The organism is Prescottella equi (assembly GCF_020171745.1).
In the GTDB taxonomy this organism is placed as follows: domain Bacteria; phylum Actinomycetota; class Actinomycetes; order Mycobacteriales; family Mycobacteriaceae; genus Prescottella; species Prescottella equi_A.
In genome coordinates this window covers 1-19,268 of sequence record NZ_JAIVAH010000007.1, presented here as the reverse complement: position 1 = coordinate 19,268, position 19,268 = coordinate 1, and the positions used below count along the sequence as shown (strand labels likewise).

The 19,268-nt window shown below is 70.6% G+C and carries 17 protein-coding genes; 6 read left to right on the top strand and 11 right to left on the bottom strand.

Features of this window, described 5'->3' with window-relative positions; all coding sequences use genetic code 11:
- Positions 1–16: 16 nt before the first annotated feature.
- Genes LCL87_RS05225 through LCL87_RS05210 form a run of 4 tightly spaced genes read right to left on the bottom strand, consistent with a single transcriptional unit; the run spans position 17 to position 6,237 of the window.
- Complete coding sequence (locus tag LCL87_RS05225) at positions 17–4,351, bottom strand: DUF3367 domain-containing protein (protein WP_510850701.1); 4,335 nt, start codon at positions 4,349–4,351, stop codon at positions 17–19.
- A gap of 10 nt (positions 4,352–4,361) precedes the next feature.
- The gene (locus LCL87_RS05220; RefSeq protein WP_225017371.1) at positions 4,362–4,535 is read right to left on the bottom strand and encodes a DUF2613 domain-containing protein; all 174 of its coding nucleotides are present in this window, start codon (positions 4,533–4,535) and stop codon (positions 4,362–4,364) included.
- 39 nt (positions 4,536–4,574) lie between these two features.
- On the bottom strand, positions 4,575–5,714 hold the full coding sequence (locus LCL87_RS05215) for an isochorismate synthase (RefSeq protein ID WP_225017369.1): 1,140 nt from the start codon (positions 5,712–5,714) through the stop codon (positions 4,575–4,577).
- Between the two features lie 55 nt (positions 5,715–5,769).
- On the bottom strand, positions 5,770–6,237 hold the full coding sequence (locus LCL87_RS05210) for a universal stress protein (RefSeq protein WP_225017367.1): 468 nt from the start codon (positions 6,235–6,237) through the stop codon (positions 5,770–5,772).
- Between the two features lie 130 nt (positions 6,238–6,367).
- Here LCL87_RS05210 and LCL87_RS05205 point away from each other — a divergent pair, with 130 nt between their 5' ends.
- Positions 6,368–7,549 (top strand): glycoside hydrolase family 3 N-terminal domain-containing protein, encoded by a 1,182-nt coding sequence (locus tag LCL87_RS05205; RefSeq protein WP_225017364.1) that lies wholly within the window; start codon positions 6,368–6,370, stop codon positions 7,547–7,549.
- A gap of 84 nt (positions 7,550–7,633) precedes the next feature.
- Entirely contained in the window at positions 7,634–8,233 is a 600-nt protein-coding gene (locus tag LCL87_RS05200) for a TetR/AcrR family transcriptional regulator (RefSeq protein WP_225017362.1), read from the top strand.
- Positions 8,234–8,293: 60 nt separating this feature from the next.
- Here the strand turns inward: LCL87_RS05200 and LCL87_RS05195 are convergent, their stop codons facing one another.
- From LCL87_RS05195 to LCL87_RS05185, 3 genes are all read right to left on the bottom strand, one after another.
- A complete protein-coding gene (locus tag LCL87_RS05195) occupies positions 8,294–8,449 on the bottom strand; it encodes a DUF6131 family protein (RefSeq protein ID WP_164877538.1) in 156 nt (51 codons plus the stop codon).
- A gap of 99 nt (positions 8,450–8,548) precedes the next feature.
- Positions 8,549–8,848: a WhiB family transcriptional regulator gene (locus tag LCL87_RS05190; RefSeq protein WP_225017361.1), complete on the bottom strand. Its 300-nt coding sequence runs from the start codon at positions 8,846–8,848 to the stop codon at positions 8,549–8,551.
- A gap of 49 nt (positions 8,849–8,897) precedes the next feature.
- The gene (locus LCL87_RS05185; protein ID WP_225017359.1) at positions 8,898–9,038 is read right to left on the bottom strand and encodes a hypothetical protein; all 141 of its coding nucleotides are present in this window, start codon (positions 9,036–9,038) and stop codon (positions 8,898–8,900) included.
- 430 nt (positions 9,039–9,468) lie between these two features.
- On the opposite strand from LCL87_RS05185, the gene LCL87_RS05180 reads away from it, so the two are divergent.
- The gene (locus LCL87_RS05180; protein ID WP_225017357.1) at positions 9,469–9,843 is read left to right on the top strand and encodes a hypothetical protein; all 375 of its coding nucleotides are present in this window, start codon (positions 9,469–9,471) and stop codon (positions 9,841–9,843) included.
- 207 nt (positions 9,844–10,050) lie between these two features.
- Positions 10,051–10,356, top strand: a complete 306-nt coding sequence (locus tag LCL87_RS05175; RefSeq protein WP_225017356.1) for a MerR family transcriptional regulator — start codon at positions 10,051–10,053, stop codon at positions 10,354–10,356.
- Positions 10,357–10,431: 75 nt separating this feature from the next.
- Here the strand turns inward: LCL87_RS05175 and LCL87_RS05170 are convergent, their stop codons facing one another.
- Together LCL87_RS05170 and LCL87_RS05165 are read right to left on the bottom strand one after the other, a co-directional pair.
- Positions 10,432–11,304, bottom strand: a complete 873-nt coding sequence (locus tag LCL87_RS05170; RefSeq protein WP_225017355.1) for a MaoC/PaaZ C-terminal domain-containing protein — start codon at positions 11,302–11,304, stop codon at positions 10,432–10,434.
- Positions 11,304–12,650, bottom strand: coding sequence for a 3-oxoacyl-ACP reductase (locus tag LCL87_RS05165; RefSeq protein ID WP_225017354.1), 1,347 nt, complete (start codon positions 12,648–12,650; stop codon positions 11,304–11,306). The genes LCL87_RS05170 and LCL87_RS05165 overlap by 1 nt, the downstream gene beginning before the upstream one ends.
- Positions 12,651–12,809: 159 nt before the next feature.
- Here LCL87_RS05165 and LCL87_RS05160 point away from each other — a divergent pair, with 159 nt between their 5' ends.
- Both LCL87_RS05160 and LCL87_RS05155 read left to right on the top strand, forming a co-directional pair.
- The gene (locus tag LCL87_RS05160; RefSeq protein ID WP_225017353.1) at positions 12,810–14,147 is read left to right on the top strand and encodes an acetyl-CoA C-acetyltransferase; all 1,338 of its coding nucleotides are present in this window, start codon (positions 12,810–12,812) and stop codon (positions 14,145–14,147) included.
- A 282-nt stretch (positions 14,148–14,429) separates the two neighbouring features.
- On the top strand, positions 14,430–16,472 hold the full coding sequence (locus tag LCL87_RS05155; protein WP_225017352.1) for a VanW family protein: 2,043 nt from the start codon (positions 14,430–14,432) through the stop codon (positions 16,470–16,472).
- 9 nt (positions 16,473–16,481) lie between these two features.
- Here the strand turns inward: LCL87_RS05155 and LCL87_RS05150 are convergent, their stop codons facing one another.
- On the bottom strand, positions 16,482–18,374 hold the full coding sequence (locus LCL87_RS05150) for a YhgE/Pip domain-containing protein (RefSeq protein ID WP_225017351.1): 1,893 nt from the start codon (positions 18,372–18,374) through the stop codon (positions 16,482–16,484).
- A gap of 2 nt (positions 18,375–18,376) precedes the next feature.
- Positions 18,377–19,081: a hypothetical protein gene (locus LCL87_RS05145; RefSeq protein WP_225017879.1), complete on the bottom strand. Its 705-nt coding sequence runs from the start codon at positions 19,079–19,081 to the stop codon at positions 18,377–18,379.
- Positions 19,082–19,268 lie beyond the last annotated feature (187 nt).

Genomic DNA, 19,268 nt, shown 5'->3' with positions numbered 1-19,268 from the left:
CGGTGGCGTCGGCCAGCTACGCGCTGGTCGAGGAACCGGCCCGACGGGCCGTCCACCGCTGGGAGAAGCGCCGCCACATCGGTGAGCGGGTCAGCGGCAACGCGGCGACGCCGACACAGACGACGCCGATCAGCGCGAACAGCTGAATCAGGAACGAGTGCCCGACATAGCCGTCGGCGGCGCGCCACGGCCCGGTGGACAGCAGCGCCGCTGCGATCACGAGTGACACCCCGGCGGTTCCGACGAGGAACCGGGCCGCGAAGGCGTCGCCGCGCCACCGGGCCAGCCCGAACGATGCCGCGGCGATCAGCACCGTGACACCCGTCCCGACCAGTCCCGCGACGAGGGTCGCCACCGCGGTCACGCCGACGAATGCCGCGACCACGCTGTGCCACGGGCGCGGCGCAGGTCCGCTGTCACGCTCCCGGCGTCGCGGCACCAGCGCCAGCAGCGCGAGCGGGATCAACAGCAGCAGGCCGAACGCGATGCCCGCGCGGTACCAGCGGTCCGACGGGAACGTCAGCGTCACGACTCCGTCGGTGCCGGCGGGCACGATCCAGCCCTGCTGCCAGCCACCGACGACGACGGGTTGCAGTTCGGTGCCGTCCGGCGCCGTCGCCACCCAGCCGATGTTGGTGCTCTCGGGCACCACCAGCAGTTGATCGGTGCCGGAGGCCGCGACGTCGAGTTCGCGCAGGTTCTCGGTCCAGCGGCCGACGGCCGGCGACGACACCGGGGCGGCCGGGGGCGCGGGCGCCGCATCGAGACGCAGGTTGTCGACGGTGAACGCGGGGCCGGGCGCCACCACGACGTCCTGACGGCCCGCCGCCAGGGGGACGGGCGCCGGGTCGCACACGGTCGCGGTCACCGGCTGTCCCGACGCCAGCTGCTGCGCGGTCGCGGTGACGGACATCCGGACGAGGGTGCCGCCGACGGAGATCGTCGGGCCGACGTCGCAGCCGACGGTGACGGTGCGGGTGGACGGCGCGGTCGCGCTCCCCGGCACCGGCTGGCCGCCATCGCCGAGCACGACCGCCTCGGACAGTCCGGGCGGCTGGAGTTGCAGGAAGCCGAGCCCGGTGCGGTCGAGGACGTCGTCCCATCGCACGAGGCTCAGCACGATCGTGTCGGTGACGTGCGGCTCGAGCGAGACGGTCTGCGGCGCACCGTCTTCGGTGTCGAGGTCGCGGGTCTGCGGTCCGTTGCCGAGGTTGACCGCGACCCGGCTGGGCGCGGCGGGCAGGCTGCCGGGACTGGGGGTGAGCCGCAGCCCGGTCACCAACCGGGGTTGCGGCAGCCGGATCGTCAGCGTCGGCAGCCCGCCCTTGCGCTGGGCGCTGTCGGTGGGCGCCGTCCACGACGTCGCGACGTCCCCGTCGACGGCCGCGGCGGCGGTGCCGCGCAGTTCGACGCCGTCGGCGGCACCGGTCGCGGACACCGCGGCCGGGTCGGTGACGAGGCCCTCGAGGGCGGCGCCGGGGCGCGGACGCAGGGTCAGTTGCGGTGCGACGGTGGTCGATTCGGGCACCGACAGGGTCCGGCTGAAGGTGCCGGGCTCCTCGGGCGGCAGGACCAGCGAGCCGCTGCAGTGCACGCGGTCCGGGCCGTCGGCGCAGCCCGCGCGTCCGGGCAGTTCCTGTCCCAGGTCCCAGCCACGCACCTGCGCACCCGCCGGCGTCGCCGGCAGCACGGTGCGGTGGACGATCGGGACGGGCAGCGCGGTGCCGGTGGAATAGTCGTCGACGGAGATCTCGCTGAGGCCGAACTGGTAGCCGGGGGAGCCGTCCTCGGTGTAGGTCGCCAGGATCCGCAGCCACGGCGTCGTGCCCGACGGCAGCGACACGTCGACGGGCTTGCCGGGCTCGTCGACTCGGACCGACGTCGAGCCGTTGGGGGTCTCCACCCGGATCCACTTGACGGGCGGGCCGAACGCGGCGGGACTGGTGGTCAGGTGCAGCATGCCGCGCGTGATCGGGGTGTCGAAGTCGAGGCGCAGCCACTGCCCGCGGGCGGTCTCGAGGCCGTTGCTCAGCCACGCCGTCGCCGGGTCGCCGTCCACGGTCGCCGCGGGTCCGCTGCCGGGGGCGGTGCCGCCCAACTGGGTGGCGTCGGACGCGGCGCTCGACACGCTGATCGTCGCGCCGGACCATTCGCCCTGCACCAGCGCGGCGCCCGGGACCGGGTAGTCGGGCACCGCGTTGTAGGTGCGGCGCTCGTCGTCGGGGCCGCGCAGCGCGGAACTGTGGTTGTCGACCTGCCCGAAGTCGGTCTCCCGGTTCGTGGGGGTGTCGGTGACCGTCACCGATCCGGCGTCGATGCCGGCGCGCGCCGCATCCGACGCGAGCAGCGCCGGCCCGGTCACGGTGCCGTTCTCGGCGAGCCGCAGCAGCGACTCCGAGCCGCCCTGCACGACGGGCACCCGGTCCAGGTCGACGGCGTACGGTCCGGCGGCCGGCGTCGTGCCGTCGGGCGAGGTGACGCGGTAGATCTCGATGGCCGGGTAGCCGGGGCGCAGGTCGCTGTCGATCACGACGTCGTCGACGGTGTCCGGGACGATCTCGTCGCCGAACTCGGCCACCTTCTCGAGACCGGGCGATCCGTCGACGGTCTGGTGGACCAGCAGTGGGCGCGCCGACCGGGACGTCTCGGGGTCCAGGTCGTTGCGCACGACGACGTAGCGGATGCCCTGCCCGAGCAGGGTGTCGGCGAGCCCGGCGGAGGGCCGGCCGTCGGAGATGATCCGCTGCACCGAGTCGAGTGCGCGGATCGCGCCGGGCGGCACGAGCGGGACGGCGTCGCGCACCGCCCACGGTGTGGAGGCGAGGGCCTGCAGCGGTTCGTCGCGGGTGAGGCCCCACACCTGTGCGCCGAACGGGGCGCCGGGCACCACGAGCGCGCGTTCGGCGTCCGCGCCGGTGCCGGTTCCGGCGGCGTTGTCGGCCAGCCACTGTGCGGCGTCGTGCCAGTACGACGGCACCTCGTCGTATGCGCCGCGGGGGGCGAGCCGGCCGGACCACGCGAGCGACGTCGTGAGGGTGAGCGCGACGAGCAGCAGCGTCGTCACCGCGACCATCGGTTCGCGTTCGGGGTGCGCGAACGCGCTGCGCCAGCGGCGCACCGGCACCGATCCGGGCAGCGGCACCTTCGCGAGCAGGTGCGCCAGTCCCAGGACCAGCGGCAGCCGGACCAGCGGCTCGAGCTTGTGCACGTTGCGCAGCGGGGCGCCGGTGCCGTCGAGGAACGCCCGGACCTGGTCGGCGATCGGGGATCCCAGCTCGCCGATGTAGCCGGCGCCGAGTCCGGCGATGCCGACCAGCAGGATCAGCGTCAACCGTCCCTTCGCGGGCATCCGGCGCATGCACAGCCCGGCCAGGCCGGCCGCGGCGATCAGGCCGGTGGCGACGACCGCGACGGGCTGCGTCACCAGGACCGTGCCGGCGACGCGTTCGGGGGAGACGAACGGCGTCCAGCTGTCGGTGCCGCGCAGCACCTCGGTCAGCGACGTCCACTGCGTCGTGACGCCGGACGATTCGATGTAGTCGAGGAACGGTGGGCTCACCCGGCCGAGCAGCAGCAACGGGACGATCCACCACAGCGTCGCCAGCAGCAGCGACGGGATCCACCACGCCGTGAACACCCACCAGCGCCGGTTGGGCCGGTGGGCGATCCACCACAGGCCGGCGACCAGGCAGGCGGCCGCGGTGGCGACGGCGTTGACCGCGCCCATGAGGGCGACCGCGAGCGCGGACTGCGCGGCGAGCCGGCCCAGGCTGTGCGTCCGGTCGGCGCGCCAGGTCGGGGAGGTCGCGAGGATCACCGGCAGCAGCACCCACGGCGCCAGCATCATCGGCAGCGACTCGGACGAGATGGAGCCGATCGTGGTGAGCACCCGCGGCGACAGCGCGAACGCGACGGCCGCGACGATGCGGGACGACCGGCTGCCGATCCCGAGAGCCTCGGCGACGCGGATGACACCCCAGAATCCGGCGACGATCAGCAGGGCCCACCACACGCGTTGCGTGATCCAGGGCGGGATGTGCAGGAACTCGCCGAACGCGAAGAAGGCGCCGTGCGGGAAGAAGTAGCCGTAGGCCTGGTTCTGCACCTGGCCGAGCGGGGCGATGCTGCTCCACTGGTGGGCGGCGCGGGTGAGGAATCCGATGGGATTCTCGGTGAGGTCGTACTTGGTGTCGGCGACGACCAGGCCCGGCGACTGCAGCAGGCTCAGGATCGACGCGACGAACCCGGCGCCGTAGAGCCAGCGCCGGGTCAGTGGTTCAGTCGAGGGTTCGACGGAAAGCCCCCCGTCGGCGGGACCGCCGGACGAGGGGGACGTGCGGGAACGCGCGATGCCTGCGGGCTCAGCGGCTGCCGTACTCAACCTGGTTGAGGATCGACGAGTTGGCGTTTCCGGTGCGGTCGATGTCCGGGAGCGTGTTGTCCTGGGCGGCCGCGGTGACCCCGAGAACGGCACCGGCGCCGACGACTGCGCCGATCACAGCGCTGGCAACGCCGGGGACAAGGAACTTCGCCATCTCGGATCTCCCATGGTCAAGCCGCCGGGTACGCGAGTACTACTCGTGCGTACGTGATGTCCGGGTCAAGGTATCACCTGCGGGGGCGGCGGCGTGGGCGTCCACGCCGAGCGCCCCGAGCAGGGTGCCGAGTTTCGTGGTGGTCTCGTCGAGTTCGGTGTCGGGATCCGACGCCGCGACGATCCCACCGCCGGCCCACGCGAGGGCCGACGTGCCGTCGGCGTCGATCTCGGCGCAGCGGATCGCGACCACCCAGTCGCCGTCGCCGGCGGCGTCGCACCAGCCCACGGCGCCGCCGTAGAAGCGGCGGTCGCCCTCGACGTCCCGGATCGCGTCCAGCGCCCGGTCGGTGGGGGTGCCGCACACCGCTGGCGTGGGATGCAGACGCCGCGCCAGGTCGAGCGCCGTCACCGACGCGTCGAGCAGCCGTCCGCGGATCGGGCTGGCCAGGTGCCACAGTTCGCCGGTGCGGGTCAGTTCCGGGGTGGCCGGCACGTCGAGCTCCGCGCACAGCGGGGCGAGCACGGCGCGGATCCACTCGACGACGTACGCGTGTTCGGCGAGATTCTTCGCCGACGCCAGCAGGTCCGCGCCCTCCGCGCGGTCGGCGTCCGGGTCGGCGCGGCGCGGCGCGGAACCCGCGAGCGGCCGGCACGTCACTACGTCGCCGCGGCGGCTGAGCAGGATCTCGGGGCTGGCCCCGACGAGGGTGTGACCGCGGTAGGACTCACCTGCCGCGGAGAGGTCGACGGCGAACCCGTTGGCGGAGGCGTGGCGCCCGATCATCCGGGCCGCGAGCGCCTCGGGGTCGATCGGGGCGTCGGCGACCAGACGCACGGCCCGCGCCGCCACGACCTTGTCGAACTCGCCGCCGCGGAGCCGCTCGACGAGCCGACGCACGCGGACGACGTGCTCGGCCGGGCTCGGGACCTCGCCGGCGATGGTCACCCGGGGCAGCGGTGCGACCGCGTCCGGACGCCACGGCCCGTCGGTCCACGACGCGGTCACCGGTGCCGTGAGGGCGGCGGGTGCGGACGGATCGAACGGCAGCGCGCCCACCACCAGCGCGGCGCGACCGTCGGCGAGCGCGGCGGCCGCGGCGTCGACGGTGCCGAAGTGGTCGCGCGTCCCGGCGGTGCGGAGAGTCCGATCGGAACGCGAGAGCAGGAAGCCGTCCATGATGCAGCCGACGATAGTCGGGGCACCGGGGACGGCCGCCCGCAGGTTCGCGCCGCTACTTACCCGGCGGAACGATGAGCACGGGCCGGTGACTGTGCCGCAGCACGTGGTCGGCACAGCTGCTCTGCAGCAGCGAGCGCAGCCCGGTGGTGCCGCGCGTGCCGGTGACGATGATGTCGGCGTTCAGTTCGTCGGCGCATTCGACGATCGCGGCCCAGATCGCGGTCGACGACTCGCAACAGCGGCCCTCCGCGTTGAGTCCGGCGGCCAGCGCGAGGTCCAGGCCCTCGTCGTTGGTGGTGCGCGCGTCGATGAGGGCGACGTCCTCGGACTGCTCGTCCGGCACCCACTCGGGCTGCATGACCCCGGACAGCCCGGACATCCGCGCCGCCTGGCGGACCATCGGTTCCCACGCGGTGACCACCACGGCGCGATCGGCGGCCAGGAATCGGCCGGCGTACTGGATCGCCCGCTTGGCGTTGTCGGAGCCGTCGTAAGCGATGAGCATGAGATCTGCAGGCACTGTGACCTCCTGGAATCGGGGTCGACCGCCGGTGGCGGCCTTCGGCTTCCGTTCTTGAAGATTACCTTGCCATTACCCCTGCCGCGCGGCTCGGAAACAGCGCGGATCGATCTCGACTACGGTCGGAACCATGCGAATCCGACATGCGTTCGCCCTCGTCCTGTGCGCCGGCCTCGCAGCCGGGTGCTCGTCGGGGAACGGCACCGACACCACCGCGACGTCCCAGCCGTCGTCCGAGACTGCGACGACTTCCGCGACGTCGACCTGGCAGGCGCCTCCCGCGCCGGGGCCGTTCGGCTCGGCGGTGTGCGGCCCGGCCTTCGTGAAGTCGCTGACCGAGCGGCAGAAGCTCGCGCAGTTGCTCACGGTGGGCGTCACGGGCACCGCGGACGCCCTGGACGTCGTGAAGTCCGAGGGCATCGGCGGCATCTTCATCGGCAGCTGGACCGACGAGTCGATGCTCGCGAACGGTGAGGTCGCGCAGGTCGCGGACGCCAGCGCGGTGCCGCTGATGGTCACGATCGACGAGGAGGGCGGCCGGGTGTCCCGCGTGGACCAGTTGTTCGGGCCGGACCCGTCGGCCCGCGAGGTCGCGCGCACCATGACCACGGACCAGACCTACGAGATGGCGCTCGAACGGGGCCGTCAGCTGCGCAGCGTCGGGATCACCGTCAACTTCGCCCCCGACGTCGACGTCAGCAGCCAGCCGGACGATTCGGTGATCGGCGACCGGTCGTTCTCGGACGACCCCGACGTGGTGACGAAGTACGCCGACGCCTACGCACGTGGCATGCGGGACGCCGGAATCCTGCCCGTGCTCAAGCACTTCCCGGGTCACGGGTCGGCGTCCGGGGACTCGCACACCGGTGCCGTCACCACCCCGCCGCTCGACCAGTTGCAGGACACCGACCTGGTGCCGTTCCGGAATCTGGTGGACACCGAGGTCGGTGTGATGCTGGGGCACCTCAGTGTTCCGGGTCTGACCACCGACGGGCTACCCGCGAGCCTGAGCCCGCAGGCCGTCGAACTGCTCCGCGAAGGGACCGGCTATGACGCGCCGCCGTTCACCGGCGTGATCTTCACCGATGATCTGAGCGGCATGAAGGCGATCACCGATCGGTTCGACATCGCCGACGCGGTGGAGCAGGCACTGAAGTCCGGCGTTACGTCGGCGCTGTGGCTCACGACGAACGACGTCCCCCGGGTACTGGACCATCTCGAGGACGCGGTCGCGAAGGGACGGCTGCCGCAGTCTCAGGTGGACGCGTCGGTACTCACCGTCGCGCGCGCGAAGGGCGCTGTGAGCTGCTGAGGATCGCCTGGGTCACAATGGGGTGACCGTTGATCTTCTTACCCTAGAGTAAGATGGCATCTCTTACCTGTGGTTGGAGGAATGATGGCTGGAGGCACCAAGCGGCTGCCGAGGGCTGTGCGCGAGCAGCAGATGCTCGACGCTGCGATCGAGGTCTTCTCCGACAACGGCTTCCACGACGCCTCGATGGATGCGATCGCCGCCAAGGCGAACATCTCGAAGCCGATGCTGTACCTCTACTACGGGTCCAAGGACGAGTTGTTCGCCGCGTGCATCCATCGTGAGGGTGTGCGGTTCGTCGAGGCCATCTCGCCGGCGGGCGATCCCAACCTTCCCCCGCGCGAACAGTTGCGCGCCGCGCTCACCGGCTTCCTCGGCTTCGTCGACGCGAACCGGCGCTCGTGGATGGTGCTGTACCGGCAGGCGATCGGTCAGCAGACGTTCGCGTCGCAGGTCGGGAGCAGTCGCGATCGGTTGATCGAACTGACGGCGAAGTTGCTCGAGTCGAGCACCAAGGATCCCGACGCCGGGACGGACTTCTCCATCATGGCGGTCGCACTGGTCGGCGCCGGCGAGGCGGTCGCGGACCGGGTGGCCGGTGGTGAGATCGACGTGGACGCGGCCGTCGACCTGCTCGACAGTCTCGCGTGGCGTGGTCTGGCGGGCCCGACCAAGAAGAAGTAGAACCTGCCGAACGTGCGAGTGGCCCCGGGCTTGCTGCCCGGGGCCACTCGTTTCTCTCGATCAGTACCAGTGTTTGCGGCCACCGACCGCGCGGCCCGCGGCACCCAGGATCAGTAGTACCGCGCCGACGACGAGTGCGATGACGCCCAGCGTCCACAGGATCGGGATCTTGATGAGCAGGCCGATGACGAGCAGGATGATGCCGAGAGTGATCATGTTGCGTACCTTGCGCTTTCGGTAGGGGAGCGGTGCTCTGGTAGGGGACGTTGCTCTGGTAGGGGGCGTTCTTTCGGTAGGGGAGAAGCTCGATGCCGGTCAGGCCGCGGGGCGCTGCCGGATGCGCCGTCCGCGCAGGGCGATAGCGCGCTCGGACTCGCCCATGCCGCCCCACACGCCGAACGGTTCGGGGAGGGTGAGCGAGTGCTCGAGGCAGGCCTTCATGACGGGGCAGGTCGCGCAGATCGCCTTCGCGCGCCGCTCACGCATCATGCGGGCGTTGCCGCGCTCGCCGGTCGGGGGGAAGAAGATCGATTCGTCCATGCCCTGGCAGTTGCCGTTCTGCTGCCATTCCCAGGTGTCGGCCAGGGGTGCGAGGTTCGGGCTGATTCCGGTCATCGAATGCTCCTCGTGATTCTTCGTGGACTGTCGATCGCGTCTGGTGCCGTCAGGCGGCGCTGAGTTCGGGTGTGTCGTCCATGTGGGGGACGTCGGCGAACATGCTGTCGAGTCGACGCTTGAGTTCCTCGGTGCTGAGCGACCAGGTCGCCGAGGAGCGGCCTGCGGCGGCCGAGCGGTGTGCACTCACGTGTGGTCATCCTTTCTTCTGATACGGCCCACCCGGTGTGGGGGCGAGGCCTCTCGGCTCGCTGCCCGGGTTCGGAAGACCGGTGGGGGGAGTGCATCCGTCCGCCGCTGGTGCGGCCTGGTCTGACAGCTCCGTCTCACTCTTCTTCGCTTGCATCTGGAAGCTTTGACTCCTGAACCGTACAACAAAATCTGTGTCCGTCAAAGCAGATTAATTGAAACAACGCGTGGATCGGATCTTCGTCGCTGGTGGGAGGGGATTGTTCGCGCGTGTCGGATCGGCGAGATTTGCGACGGCTGGCGCACCGTTGCGGTCCGGTGGACGCGTAACGTTCGTTGCGGGGATGTGATCGCGAGGGCTTTCGGGCCGCGGTACCTCGTCCCCAGCCGCCGCATCCCTTGCGGTGGTCTTTCCGACAGAGGTGACAGAAGTGCCACGAACCCGCGAACACGCCGATCACTACGCCGACGCGCTCACCGTGCTCGCGGCGGCGACGCATCGTCCCGCGAGCGTGGTCAACACCGGCGCCGGCTACGCGATCCGCGTGGATTTCGAGTACAACCGCTTCCTGCTGGCGACCAATCACGAGGTCGACGGGCTTTCGGACGACCACGCCGCCGCCGATCACTGGACCGTGCGGTTCTTCCAGGCGGTCGCGGACGGCGGTGCCGACGAGCTCGTCTCGGCGGAGCATCAGTGGTTGGTGGACGCCTTCGACCGGGCGATCGCCGAACTCGGCCGCACCGGCAATCGGATCGAGGCGGACATGGAACTCGGCGAGCTGAGCACCCCGAACGACGTGTGATTCCCGACGCCGGTTCCCCCTAATCCGCAGCACAGGGAATCTTCGTCCACCGCCGCACATTAGATGCGGGGTCGGTGCTACGGTGAGTTGTCAGCACAAGCTCGCGGACGGTGCGAAGACGAGGCCCTGGATTTCTGGACAGGGCTGGGTGAACTGCCCGCACGCGCGTTCCCGCGCGACCGAACTCGACGCGATATGAAGGCCACGATGACGCAACAGTCTCCGCCCCGCTCGACCCGCGGAGTCTACGGAATTTCGGTCACCTCGGAACTGACCGGAATCGGTCCGCAGACTCTCCGGTTGTACGAGCGGCGTGGGCTGATCAACCCGTCGCGCACCGGCGGTGGCACGCGACGCTACAGCGAGGACGACATCTACCGGCTGTCCCGGGTGTCGGAACTGGTCGAGGCGGGCGTCAATCTCACGGGTATCCGGCAGATCCTCGACCTGGAGGCGGCCAACGCGGAACTGGCCACCGAGAACGAGCGTCTGCGAACGGAACTCGGGCAGTAGCGCAAATCGGGCAGTGGGAACGACGACGCCCGGGTGCCCTCGCGGTGATGCGGGGGCGCCCGGGCGTCGGCTGTGTCAGCGCAGGGTCGCGCTCAGGTGCGGGTAGCCCTTCTTGGGGTTCTTCAGTGCCAGATCCCAGCCGTCGGCGGTCCGGTCGGCGTACACGTTCACCGTGGCCGGCAGCACGATCGGCTTGCCGAAGCGGACGCTGTAGGTGACCGCGTCGGGCACTCGGCCCTCGAGCGGCTGCAGTGCCGCGGCGGCGCTCCACATGCCGTGCGCGATCGTGCCGGGGAAGCCGAATGCCTTGGCCCCCAGCGACGAGACGTGGATCGGGTTACGGTCGCCCGACACCGCCGCGTACCGGCTGATGGTCTTCTGGTCCACCCGCAGGGTGCGGGTCGGCGGAGGCGGCACCTCGGCCTTGTGCTCGGTCCGGGGTTCCTTCGGCGCGCCCGTGGGGTGCATCTTGAGGAACGTGCTGACCTGACGCCACACGAGTTCGCGGCCCACCGAGATCTCGCTGACGAAATCCACCTGCGTGCCCTTGGTGTGCGGGCGCAGGTTCTCGGCGCGGACCTTCAGGTCCAGTGGCTCGCTCACCGAGATCGGGCGCAGCTGCTCGATCACGTTGTCGGTGTGCACGGAACCGATTGCCGGGAAGGGGAACTCGCGTGCAGTGAGTAGACGCATCACGGTCGGGAACACGAGCGTGAACGGGTACGTGATCGGCAGGGTGTCGCCGAACCGCAGCCCGCACACCTTCGCGTACGCGGCCAGGTTGTCCGGGTCGACGCGCAGACCCGACAGTGCCAGCGTCTCCTGCGGCAGGCTGCGCCGCCCGGACGGCTTGACGAACGGCAGCGCACCGAGGGCGGCGCGGGCGTAGTTGTCGAGGGCGCCGGGCTGCTCGCGCAGCTGCACGAGGGTGCTCTTGCGGCCCGCCATCACGCGCCCAGCAGGGACTGGCCGCACACCCGGACGATCTGGCCGGTGACGGCGTTGGAGGCGGGGCTCGCGAAGTACGACACCAGTTCGGCGACGTCCACCGTCTGGCCGCCCTGCAGCAGCGAGCTCATCCGGCGTCCGGCCTCGCGGGTCGCGAACGGGATGGCGGCGGTCATCGCGGTCTCGATGAAGCCCGGGGCGACGGCGTTGATGGTGATCTTCTTCTCGGCGAGCACCGGCGCGGTGGCCTGGACCAGGCCGATGACGCCGGCCTTCGAGGTGCCGTAGTTGGTCTGGCCGCGGTTGCCCGCGATGCCGGCGATGGACGACACGTCGATCACGCGGCCGCCCTCGCGCAGCAGGCCCTTGGCGACGAGGGCGTCGGTGATCTTCTGCGGGGCAAGGAGATTGACGCCGAGGACGCTGTTCCAGCGGGCCTCGTCCATGTTGGCGAGCGTCTTGTCGCGGGTGATGCCGGCGTTGTGCACGATGATGTCGACGCCGCCGTGGCGCTCGGTGAGGTGCTCGGCCAGCTTGTCGGCCGCGTCGGGGGCGGTGACGTCGAGGGCCAGCGACGTGCCGCCGACCCTGTTCGCGGTCTCCGACAGCGCCTGGCCGGCGGCCGGGATGTCGGCGCACACGACGTGCGCGCCGTCGCGGGAGAGCACCTCGGCGATGGTGGCGCCGATGCCGCGGGCGGCGCCGGTCACGACCGCGACCTTGCCCTCGAGCGGGCGGTCCCAGCTGGCGGGGGCGACGGAGTCGTCGGCGCCGACGCGGATGACCTGGGCGTCGACGAACGCGGACTTGGCGGACAGCAGGAAGCGCAGCGTCGACTCGAGGCCGGACAGGCCCGGTGCGGCGTCGGGGGAGACGTAGACCAGCTGAGCGGTCGATCCGCGCTTGATCTCCTTGCCGACGCTGCGGGTGAAGCCCTCGAGCGCGCGCTGGGCGATCTGCTCGTCGACGCCGGACGTCAGCTCGGGGGTGGTACCGAGCACGACGACGCGGGCGCACGACGCGAGATTGCGGATGACGGGCTGGAAGAACTCGAACAGCTGCACCAGTTCGGTGACCTGGCCGATGCCGGTCGCGTCGAACACGAGTGCGCCGTAGCGGTCGTCGTGCGGCTGCGCGGCAGGGTAGTCCGACAGCAGTTCCCGGATCGGCTCCACCAGGCGGCCCTTGCCGCCGATGAGGATCGGGCCGGCCAGTGCGGGCTCGCCGGCCTTGTAGCGGCGCAGCTTCTCCGGCTGCGGCAACCCGGCCTGCTTGGCGATGAACGCGCCCGGCGCGGACGAGAGGAACTGTGAGTAGAGGTCGGGAGCGCCCTTGCTGGCTGCCACGGTCCACCTTCTTTGTCGCAATCGGGCACCCGTGCATCCGGGTGCGGTGTCGACATTGAACTTACTCTGCAGTAAGTTAGATGTCGAGTGTAGGAACCACCGCCGAGGCGGATCGACATGCGGATCTCGAGCAGATCCCCCAGCTACATGGAGACCGACGTGACCAGCAGAGCCCGTAACCGCAACGCCAAGCCGGCATCCGCACCGCAGTCCGGTGGTCGGCAGCTTCGCCCCGTCGCCATCGTCGGCGGCAACCGCATTCCGTTCGCGCGTTCGGACCGGGCCTACGCCCACGCGTCCAACCAGGACATGTTCACGGCGACGCTCGACGGGCTGGTCAGCCGCTTCGGGCTGCAGGACGAGCGGCTCGGCATGGTCGTCGGCGGCGCCGTCCTCAAGCACAGCCGCGATTTCAACCTCATGCGCGAGTGTGTCCTCGGCAGCGCGCTGAGCCCCTACACCCCGGCCTACGACCTGCAGCAGGCGTGCGGCACCGGCCTGCAGTCGATCATCGCGGTCGGTGACGCCATCGCGTCCGGGCGGATCGACGCGGGCGTCGGTGGCGGCGTGGACACCACGTCGGACGCGCCGATCGGCGTGAACAACGAACTGCGCGAGTTCCTGCTGTCGATGAACCGCGCCCGGACCGCGGCGGACCGCGTGAAGCTGCTCGGCCAGGTGCGCCCGTCGATGCTCGGTATCGAGATCCCGCGCAACGGGGAGCCGCGCACCGGGCTGTCGATGGGCGATCATGCCGCGATCACCGCGAAGGAGTTCGGTGTCCGCCGCGAGGACCAGGACGAATTGGCCGCCGCGAGCCACCGCAACATGGCCGCCGCCTACGACCGGGGCTTCTTCGACGACCTCGTCACCCCGTTCCTGGGGCTGACCCGCGACGACAACCTGCGTCCCGATTCGAACGTCGACAAGCTGGCGACGCTCAAGCCGGTGTTCGGCACCAAGCTGGGCGACGCGACCATGACGGCCGGCAACTCGACGCCGCTGACCGACGGCGCGTCCGCGGTGCTGCTGTCCACCGACGAGTGGGCGGCCGAGCGGAACCTGCCGGTGCTCGCGCATCTCGTCGACTCCGAGACCGCGGCCGTCGACTACATCCACGGCGGCGACGGCCTGCTGATGGCGCCGACGTATGCGATCCCGCGCCTGCTCGAGCGCAACGGTCTCACTCTGCAGGACTTCGACTTCTACGAGTTCCACGAGGCGTTCGCCTCCGTCGTGCTCGCGACGCTGCAGGCGTTCGAGTCCGACGAGTACTGCAAGGAGCGCCTGGGTCTCGACGGCGCCCTCGGGTCGATCGACCGGTCCAAGCTCAACGTCAACGGGTCGTCGCTCGCGGCCGGGCACCCGTTCGCGGCCACGGGCGGCCGGATCGTCGCCTCGCTCGCGAAGATGCTGGCAGAGAAGGGTTCGGGCCGCGGCCTGATCTCCATCTGCGCGGCCGGTGGTCAGGGCGTCACGGCCATCGTCGAGGTCTGACCGCCGCGTTCGTCCGGGAAACCGAACGACTCGCAAAGTGAGTTGTAACGCTCCCGGTACGGGTTCGATAATCCAGTTGGCTCCGCGTTGTTGCCTGACCCCCGACCTGGCAACGACGCGGAGCCACTCTGCGTTCGAGGGTCGGCAGACCACGTGGAATGATTCTTCCGCCGCCGTCAGGTGGAAATCCCGACCGGGCGTTCGTGTCACCGCGACTATCCTCACGGGAGAACACGTAATGCGACGGCCCAGCACGGTGTCGGTTCGGCAGGAGGGCCCTTCATGAGCGACGAGCGCGACCGCGTCAACGACCAGGGAGACGGCCGGGAGAACGGTCCGAACGGCCCCCAGCCCGACGACAACCCCACCGAGATCCTCCCCGCGGTGCCCGCGGCGGCATCGGACGACGCATCGGACGACGCCTCTGCGGACTCTTCCGACGCGCCCACCGAGGTCTTCGCGGCCACCCCCACCGACCCGGAACCTCCCGCCGGTGACGAGCCGGCACCTCTCGCCGCTGACGAGCCGGAACCCGAGTCGGCGCCGGAAGCGGGAGCCGAGGCGGGTGCTTCCCCGGATGCGTCCGGTGGGCGACGCTGGGTGAAGTACGCCGCCGTCGCGGGCGGTGTCGCGGCCGTGGCGGTCGTCGCGTACGCCGTCGACTTCGCGGTGTCGTCGGATCGGGTGCCCCGCGGGGTCACCGTCGCCGGTGTCGAGATCGGTGGGCAGGATCCGCAGGACGCCGAGGCGACGCTGCGGGCGGCGCTCGGTCCCCGCGTCGATCAGCCGGTACCGGTGCGCGCCGGGACCACCGACAGTTCGATCGTTCCGGCGCAGGCCGGCGTGGGCATCGACTGGTCCGCGACCGTCGAGCGCGCGGGCGAGCAGCCGATCAACCCGTTCACCCGGTTGTCGTCGCTGTTCACCAACCAGGAGATCGGTGTGGTGTCCACGGTCGACGATGCCGCGCTGACGGGCGCGATCGTCGGCGTGCAGCAGCAGTCCGATCGCGCGCCGCGCGAGGGCAACGTCGTGTTCGAGGGCACCGAGGTGGTGCCGATCGCGCCGCAGCCCGGGCAGAACCTACAGGTGGAGCCCGCCAAGGACACCTTCGTCGCGGACTGGGCCAACGGCACCACGGTCGATCTGCCGGTGGACGTCGTCGACGTCACCGTGACACAGGCCGGCGTCGACACCGCGGTCCGCGACGTCGCGACGCCCGCCGTGTCGGCGAACGTCGAGGTGACCGGCAAGAACGGTGTCGTCGCGACGCTGCCGCGCGACCAGGTCGGCAAGGTCCTGAGCTTCGTGCCCGACGGCAGCGGCGGACTGACGCCGCAGTACAACGTCGAGGCGGCCACCGCGATCCTGTCGCCGCAGCTCGCGAGCACCGAGACCAAGCCCAAGGATGCCCAGATCAGCGTGGCGAGTGGGTCGCCCGAGGTGATCCCGTCGGTCACCGGTGAGATGGTGCAGTGGCCCAAGACCCTCGAGCCGCTGCCCACGCTGTTGGCGGCGTCGGGGCCGCGGACCACGCCCGCGATCTACGAGCCGGCCGAGCCCGCGCTCACGACCGACGGCGCGAAGGCGCTCGGCATCCGCGAGGTGATCGGCGAGTTCACCACCGGCGGCTTCGAATACGCGTCGGGCGTGAACATCCGGCTCGCGGCGAGCGCGATCAACGGCGTCATCGTCAAGCCGGGGGAGACGTTCTCGTTCGATGCCGAGACCGGACCCCGCGGCTCGGCGCAGGGCTACGTCGACTCGGGCATCATCAACAACGGCCGTCCGGACAAGGCGGTCGGCGGCGGCATCAGCCAGCTCGCGACCACCCTCTACAACGCGACGTACTTCGCGGGCATGGAGGACGTCGAGCACACCGAGCACAGCTACTACATCTCGCGCTACCCGGCAGCGCGCGAGGCGACGGTGTTCGAGGGCGCGATCGACCTCAAGTTCAAGAACCCGTCGAAGACGGGCGTCATGATCCAGACCATCGGCACGAACTCCAACATCACGGTGCGCGTCTGGGGCACCAAGACCGTCGACGTCGAATCCGTCACCGGTGGCCGGAGCAACCAGACCTCTCCCAACACGATCACGCTGCCGGCCGGGCCGCACTGCGTGCCGTCCAGCGGCGCACCGGGATTCACCACGAGTGACACCCGGATCATCACCGACGCGAACACCGGCGCGGAGATCTCCCGCAACACCCGGACCGTCCGCTACGACCCGGTGCCGATCGTCAAGTGCGTGTCGAACGAACCGGCGCCCAAGCCGTCGGAGGGCGCGAGCACGCCGCCGTCGCCCACCCCCGGCGGGTAGCGTCCCCGGTCACACCTCGATCGGCGGGTGCAACCGGATCAGTGTCCAGGTCCGGTCCCGCCGCACCGCGAGGGCGCTCGCGCCCAGGGATGCGAGCAGCAGGCCCAGCAGCACCGCGATCGAGACCCACAGCCGCGAGTCGATGCCGCCGACGGTGAGCTGTCGTAGTCCGTTGACGGCGTAGGTCATCGGGTCGAACGGGTGCAGGATCTGGAACGGTTTCGCGGTGGTCTCCACGGGGTAGATGCCGCCCGCCGACACCAGTTGCAGCATCAGGAACGCGAGCGTCACGACGCGGCCCACGGCGGGGCCGAAGATCGCGTTGAATGCCTGGATCAGCGCCATGTAAGTGAGGCCCACAAGGCCGAGGAAGGCGATGGTGCCGAACACGTAGACCGGGACCAGGCCGACGCCGAAGTGCACCACGACGTACATCACCAGCACCTGCGCGATCGCGATGAGCGCGGCCGGCCAGTACGACGCGAGCACCACCCGCAGCGCGCCCAGCCCGGTCGAGATCGGGCGGTTCTGGATGGGCCGCAACAGCATCCAGGTGATGATGCCGCCGACGAACAGGGCCAGCGGGAGGAAGAACGGCGCGAACCCGGTCCCGAACGTCTTGGCGCGGTTGTCGTGCTGCTGATCCAGTGCGACGGGCGCCGCCAGTGTCTGCGCGACGGCGGTGCGCTGTTGCGGATCCCACTGCGGCACCTGCTCGCTGCCCTCCTTCAACTGCGACGCCAGTTCTCCCGAGCCGTCCTTCAGCTGGGTCGTACCGTCGGCGAGCTGCCCGGCGCCCTGCGCCAGCGTCTCACCGCCGCTCGACAACTGGCCCAGGCCGTCGTCGAGGGTGCGGGCGCCGGACGCCGCCTGCTGGCCGCCTCCCTGCAGCTGGGTCAGTCCGTCGCGCAGTTGTCCGGCGCCGCCGACGGCCTGCGTCATCCCGGCCCGGTACGGGCTCGACGGGTCCCCGAGCTGGAAGGCGAGTTGCTGGGCGCCGTCCCGCAATTGGGTGAGCTGCGCCCGGGTGGCCGGGTCGAGCACCGCGCCGAGCGCGCCGGTCACCTGGTCGACGAGCTGGTTCACCCCGGCGCTGACCTGCCCCGCCCCGTCCCCGAGTTGGGTGGTCGCCCCGGAGAGCTGGTCGAGGCCACCGGCGAGCGCTGACGCGCCGCCGGATGCGGTGTCGATGCCCGCCGACAGCTGCGCGGTGCCGTCGGCGAGGGCGGTAGAACCGGCCTTCGCGGTCCCGAGGCCGTCGGCGAGGGTGCGGGATCCGCCCGCGAGTTGCTGGGCACCGGCATCGGCGGCCTGCGCGCCGGTGGAGAGCTGTCCGGCGCCGTCGGCGGCCTTGCGCAGGCCGTCGCCGGCCGCCCCGAGTCCGACGAGCACCTGGTCCACCGACTGTTCGCCGATCTGCGCGCCCACCACGTTGAGGATCTGCTGGGCGGCGTTCTGTCCGATGATCGTGCCGAGGTAGTTGTTGGCGTCGTTGTACGTGAAGATGATTCGGGCCTTCTGCGGGTCCGGCCCGGTGGGGGAGGCCACGGATTGGCTGAAGTCGCCGGGCAGGGTCACCGAGAAGTAGTAACGCCCGTCCGCGACGCCCGTGGACGCCTCGTACGCGGTGACCTCGTGGAAGTCGAGTTCCCCGGAGTCCATCAGGCCCTGCGCCACCTGGTCGCCGGCGTTCAGGGGTTTGCCGTCGACGACGGTGCCGTGGTCGCTGTTGACCAGGGCGACGGGGATCTTGTTCGCCGCACTGAACGGATCCCAGAACGCCCACAGGTACAGCGCGCCGTACAGCAGCGGCATCAGCACGATCGTCACCAGCGCGACCCGCGGCATCAGACCGCGCGAGAACCGCTTGAGTTCGGTGCCGAGCGACATCCCTGCGAGCATGGCTACTCCTCGCCTTCCGGTGCGACGTCCGAGAGCGGGTGGAATTCGTGGGCAGGCGAATTCGGCGGCAGCGGATTGACGGCGGACGCGATCACCGTCTGCCGTGCCCCGAGCATGGCGAGGTGTTCGACGAGTCGCGCCCGATCCTGCTCCTCACGGACCTGCTCGAGGTCGTCGATCAGCAGCAGCGGCGGCACCTTCGTGTTCGCGACGGCGATGCGCAGCAGCATGCTGTCGAGTTCACCGAGATCACTGACGTAGTCGGTCAGCTTCGGCAGCGGGCGGTTTCCGAAGACCGGCGCGCACACCTGCTCGAGTTCACGCTGTCCGGCCCGGCGGATCAGCAGGTACCACGTGGCGTCCCACCGGATCTGCTCGGTGATGAGGTCGCGCACGGTCACCGATTCGGAGATCGTGTCGATGCCCGCGAATCCGGCGATCGCGGAGACGGCGCGGATCGCGGCCGGTTTGGTGCGTCCGAGCACCCGTAGCTTGCCCGACGACGGCCGCATCCTCCCGCTCAGCGTCAGCAGCAGCGACGTCCGGCCCGATCCGGCGAATCCCTGGACCACCGCGAGGCCGCCGAACGGGATGCGCAGGTCGACGGGGCCGAAGACCGGCCCCAGGGAACCGCTGCGGGTAAGCCCGTCCGCGCGCACGGCGAGTGCGGGACTGACGGGCTCCGAGAACCCGGCGTGTTCGTCCATGCTGGTCACAGCGGCTCACCAACCTCGGTTCGGCGGCGGGATCGACCCGTCAAGCCAAACACAACCGGCTGGTCTGCGCCGGGTATGGCGCGAATCGGTTCACGCCCGTCGGGAACCTCGGTCCCCCCGCGTTTTGCGCACTTATCGCGGCCCGGAGGGGCCGGGACGCGCGATAAGTGCGCAAAAC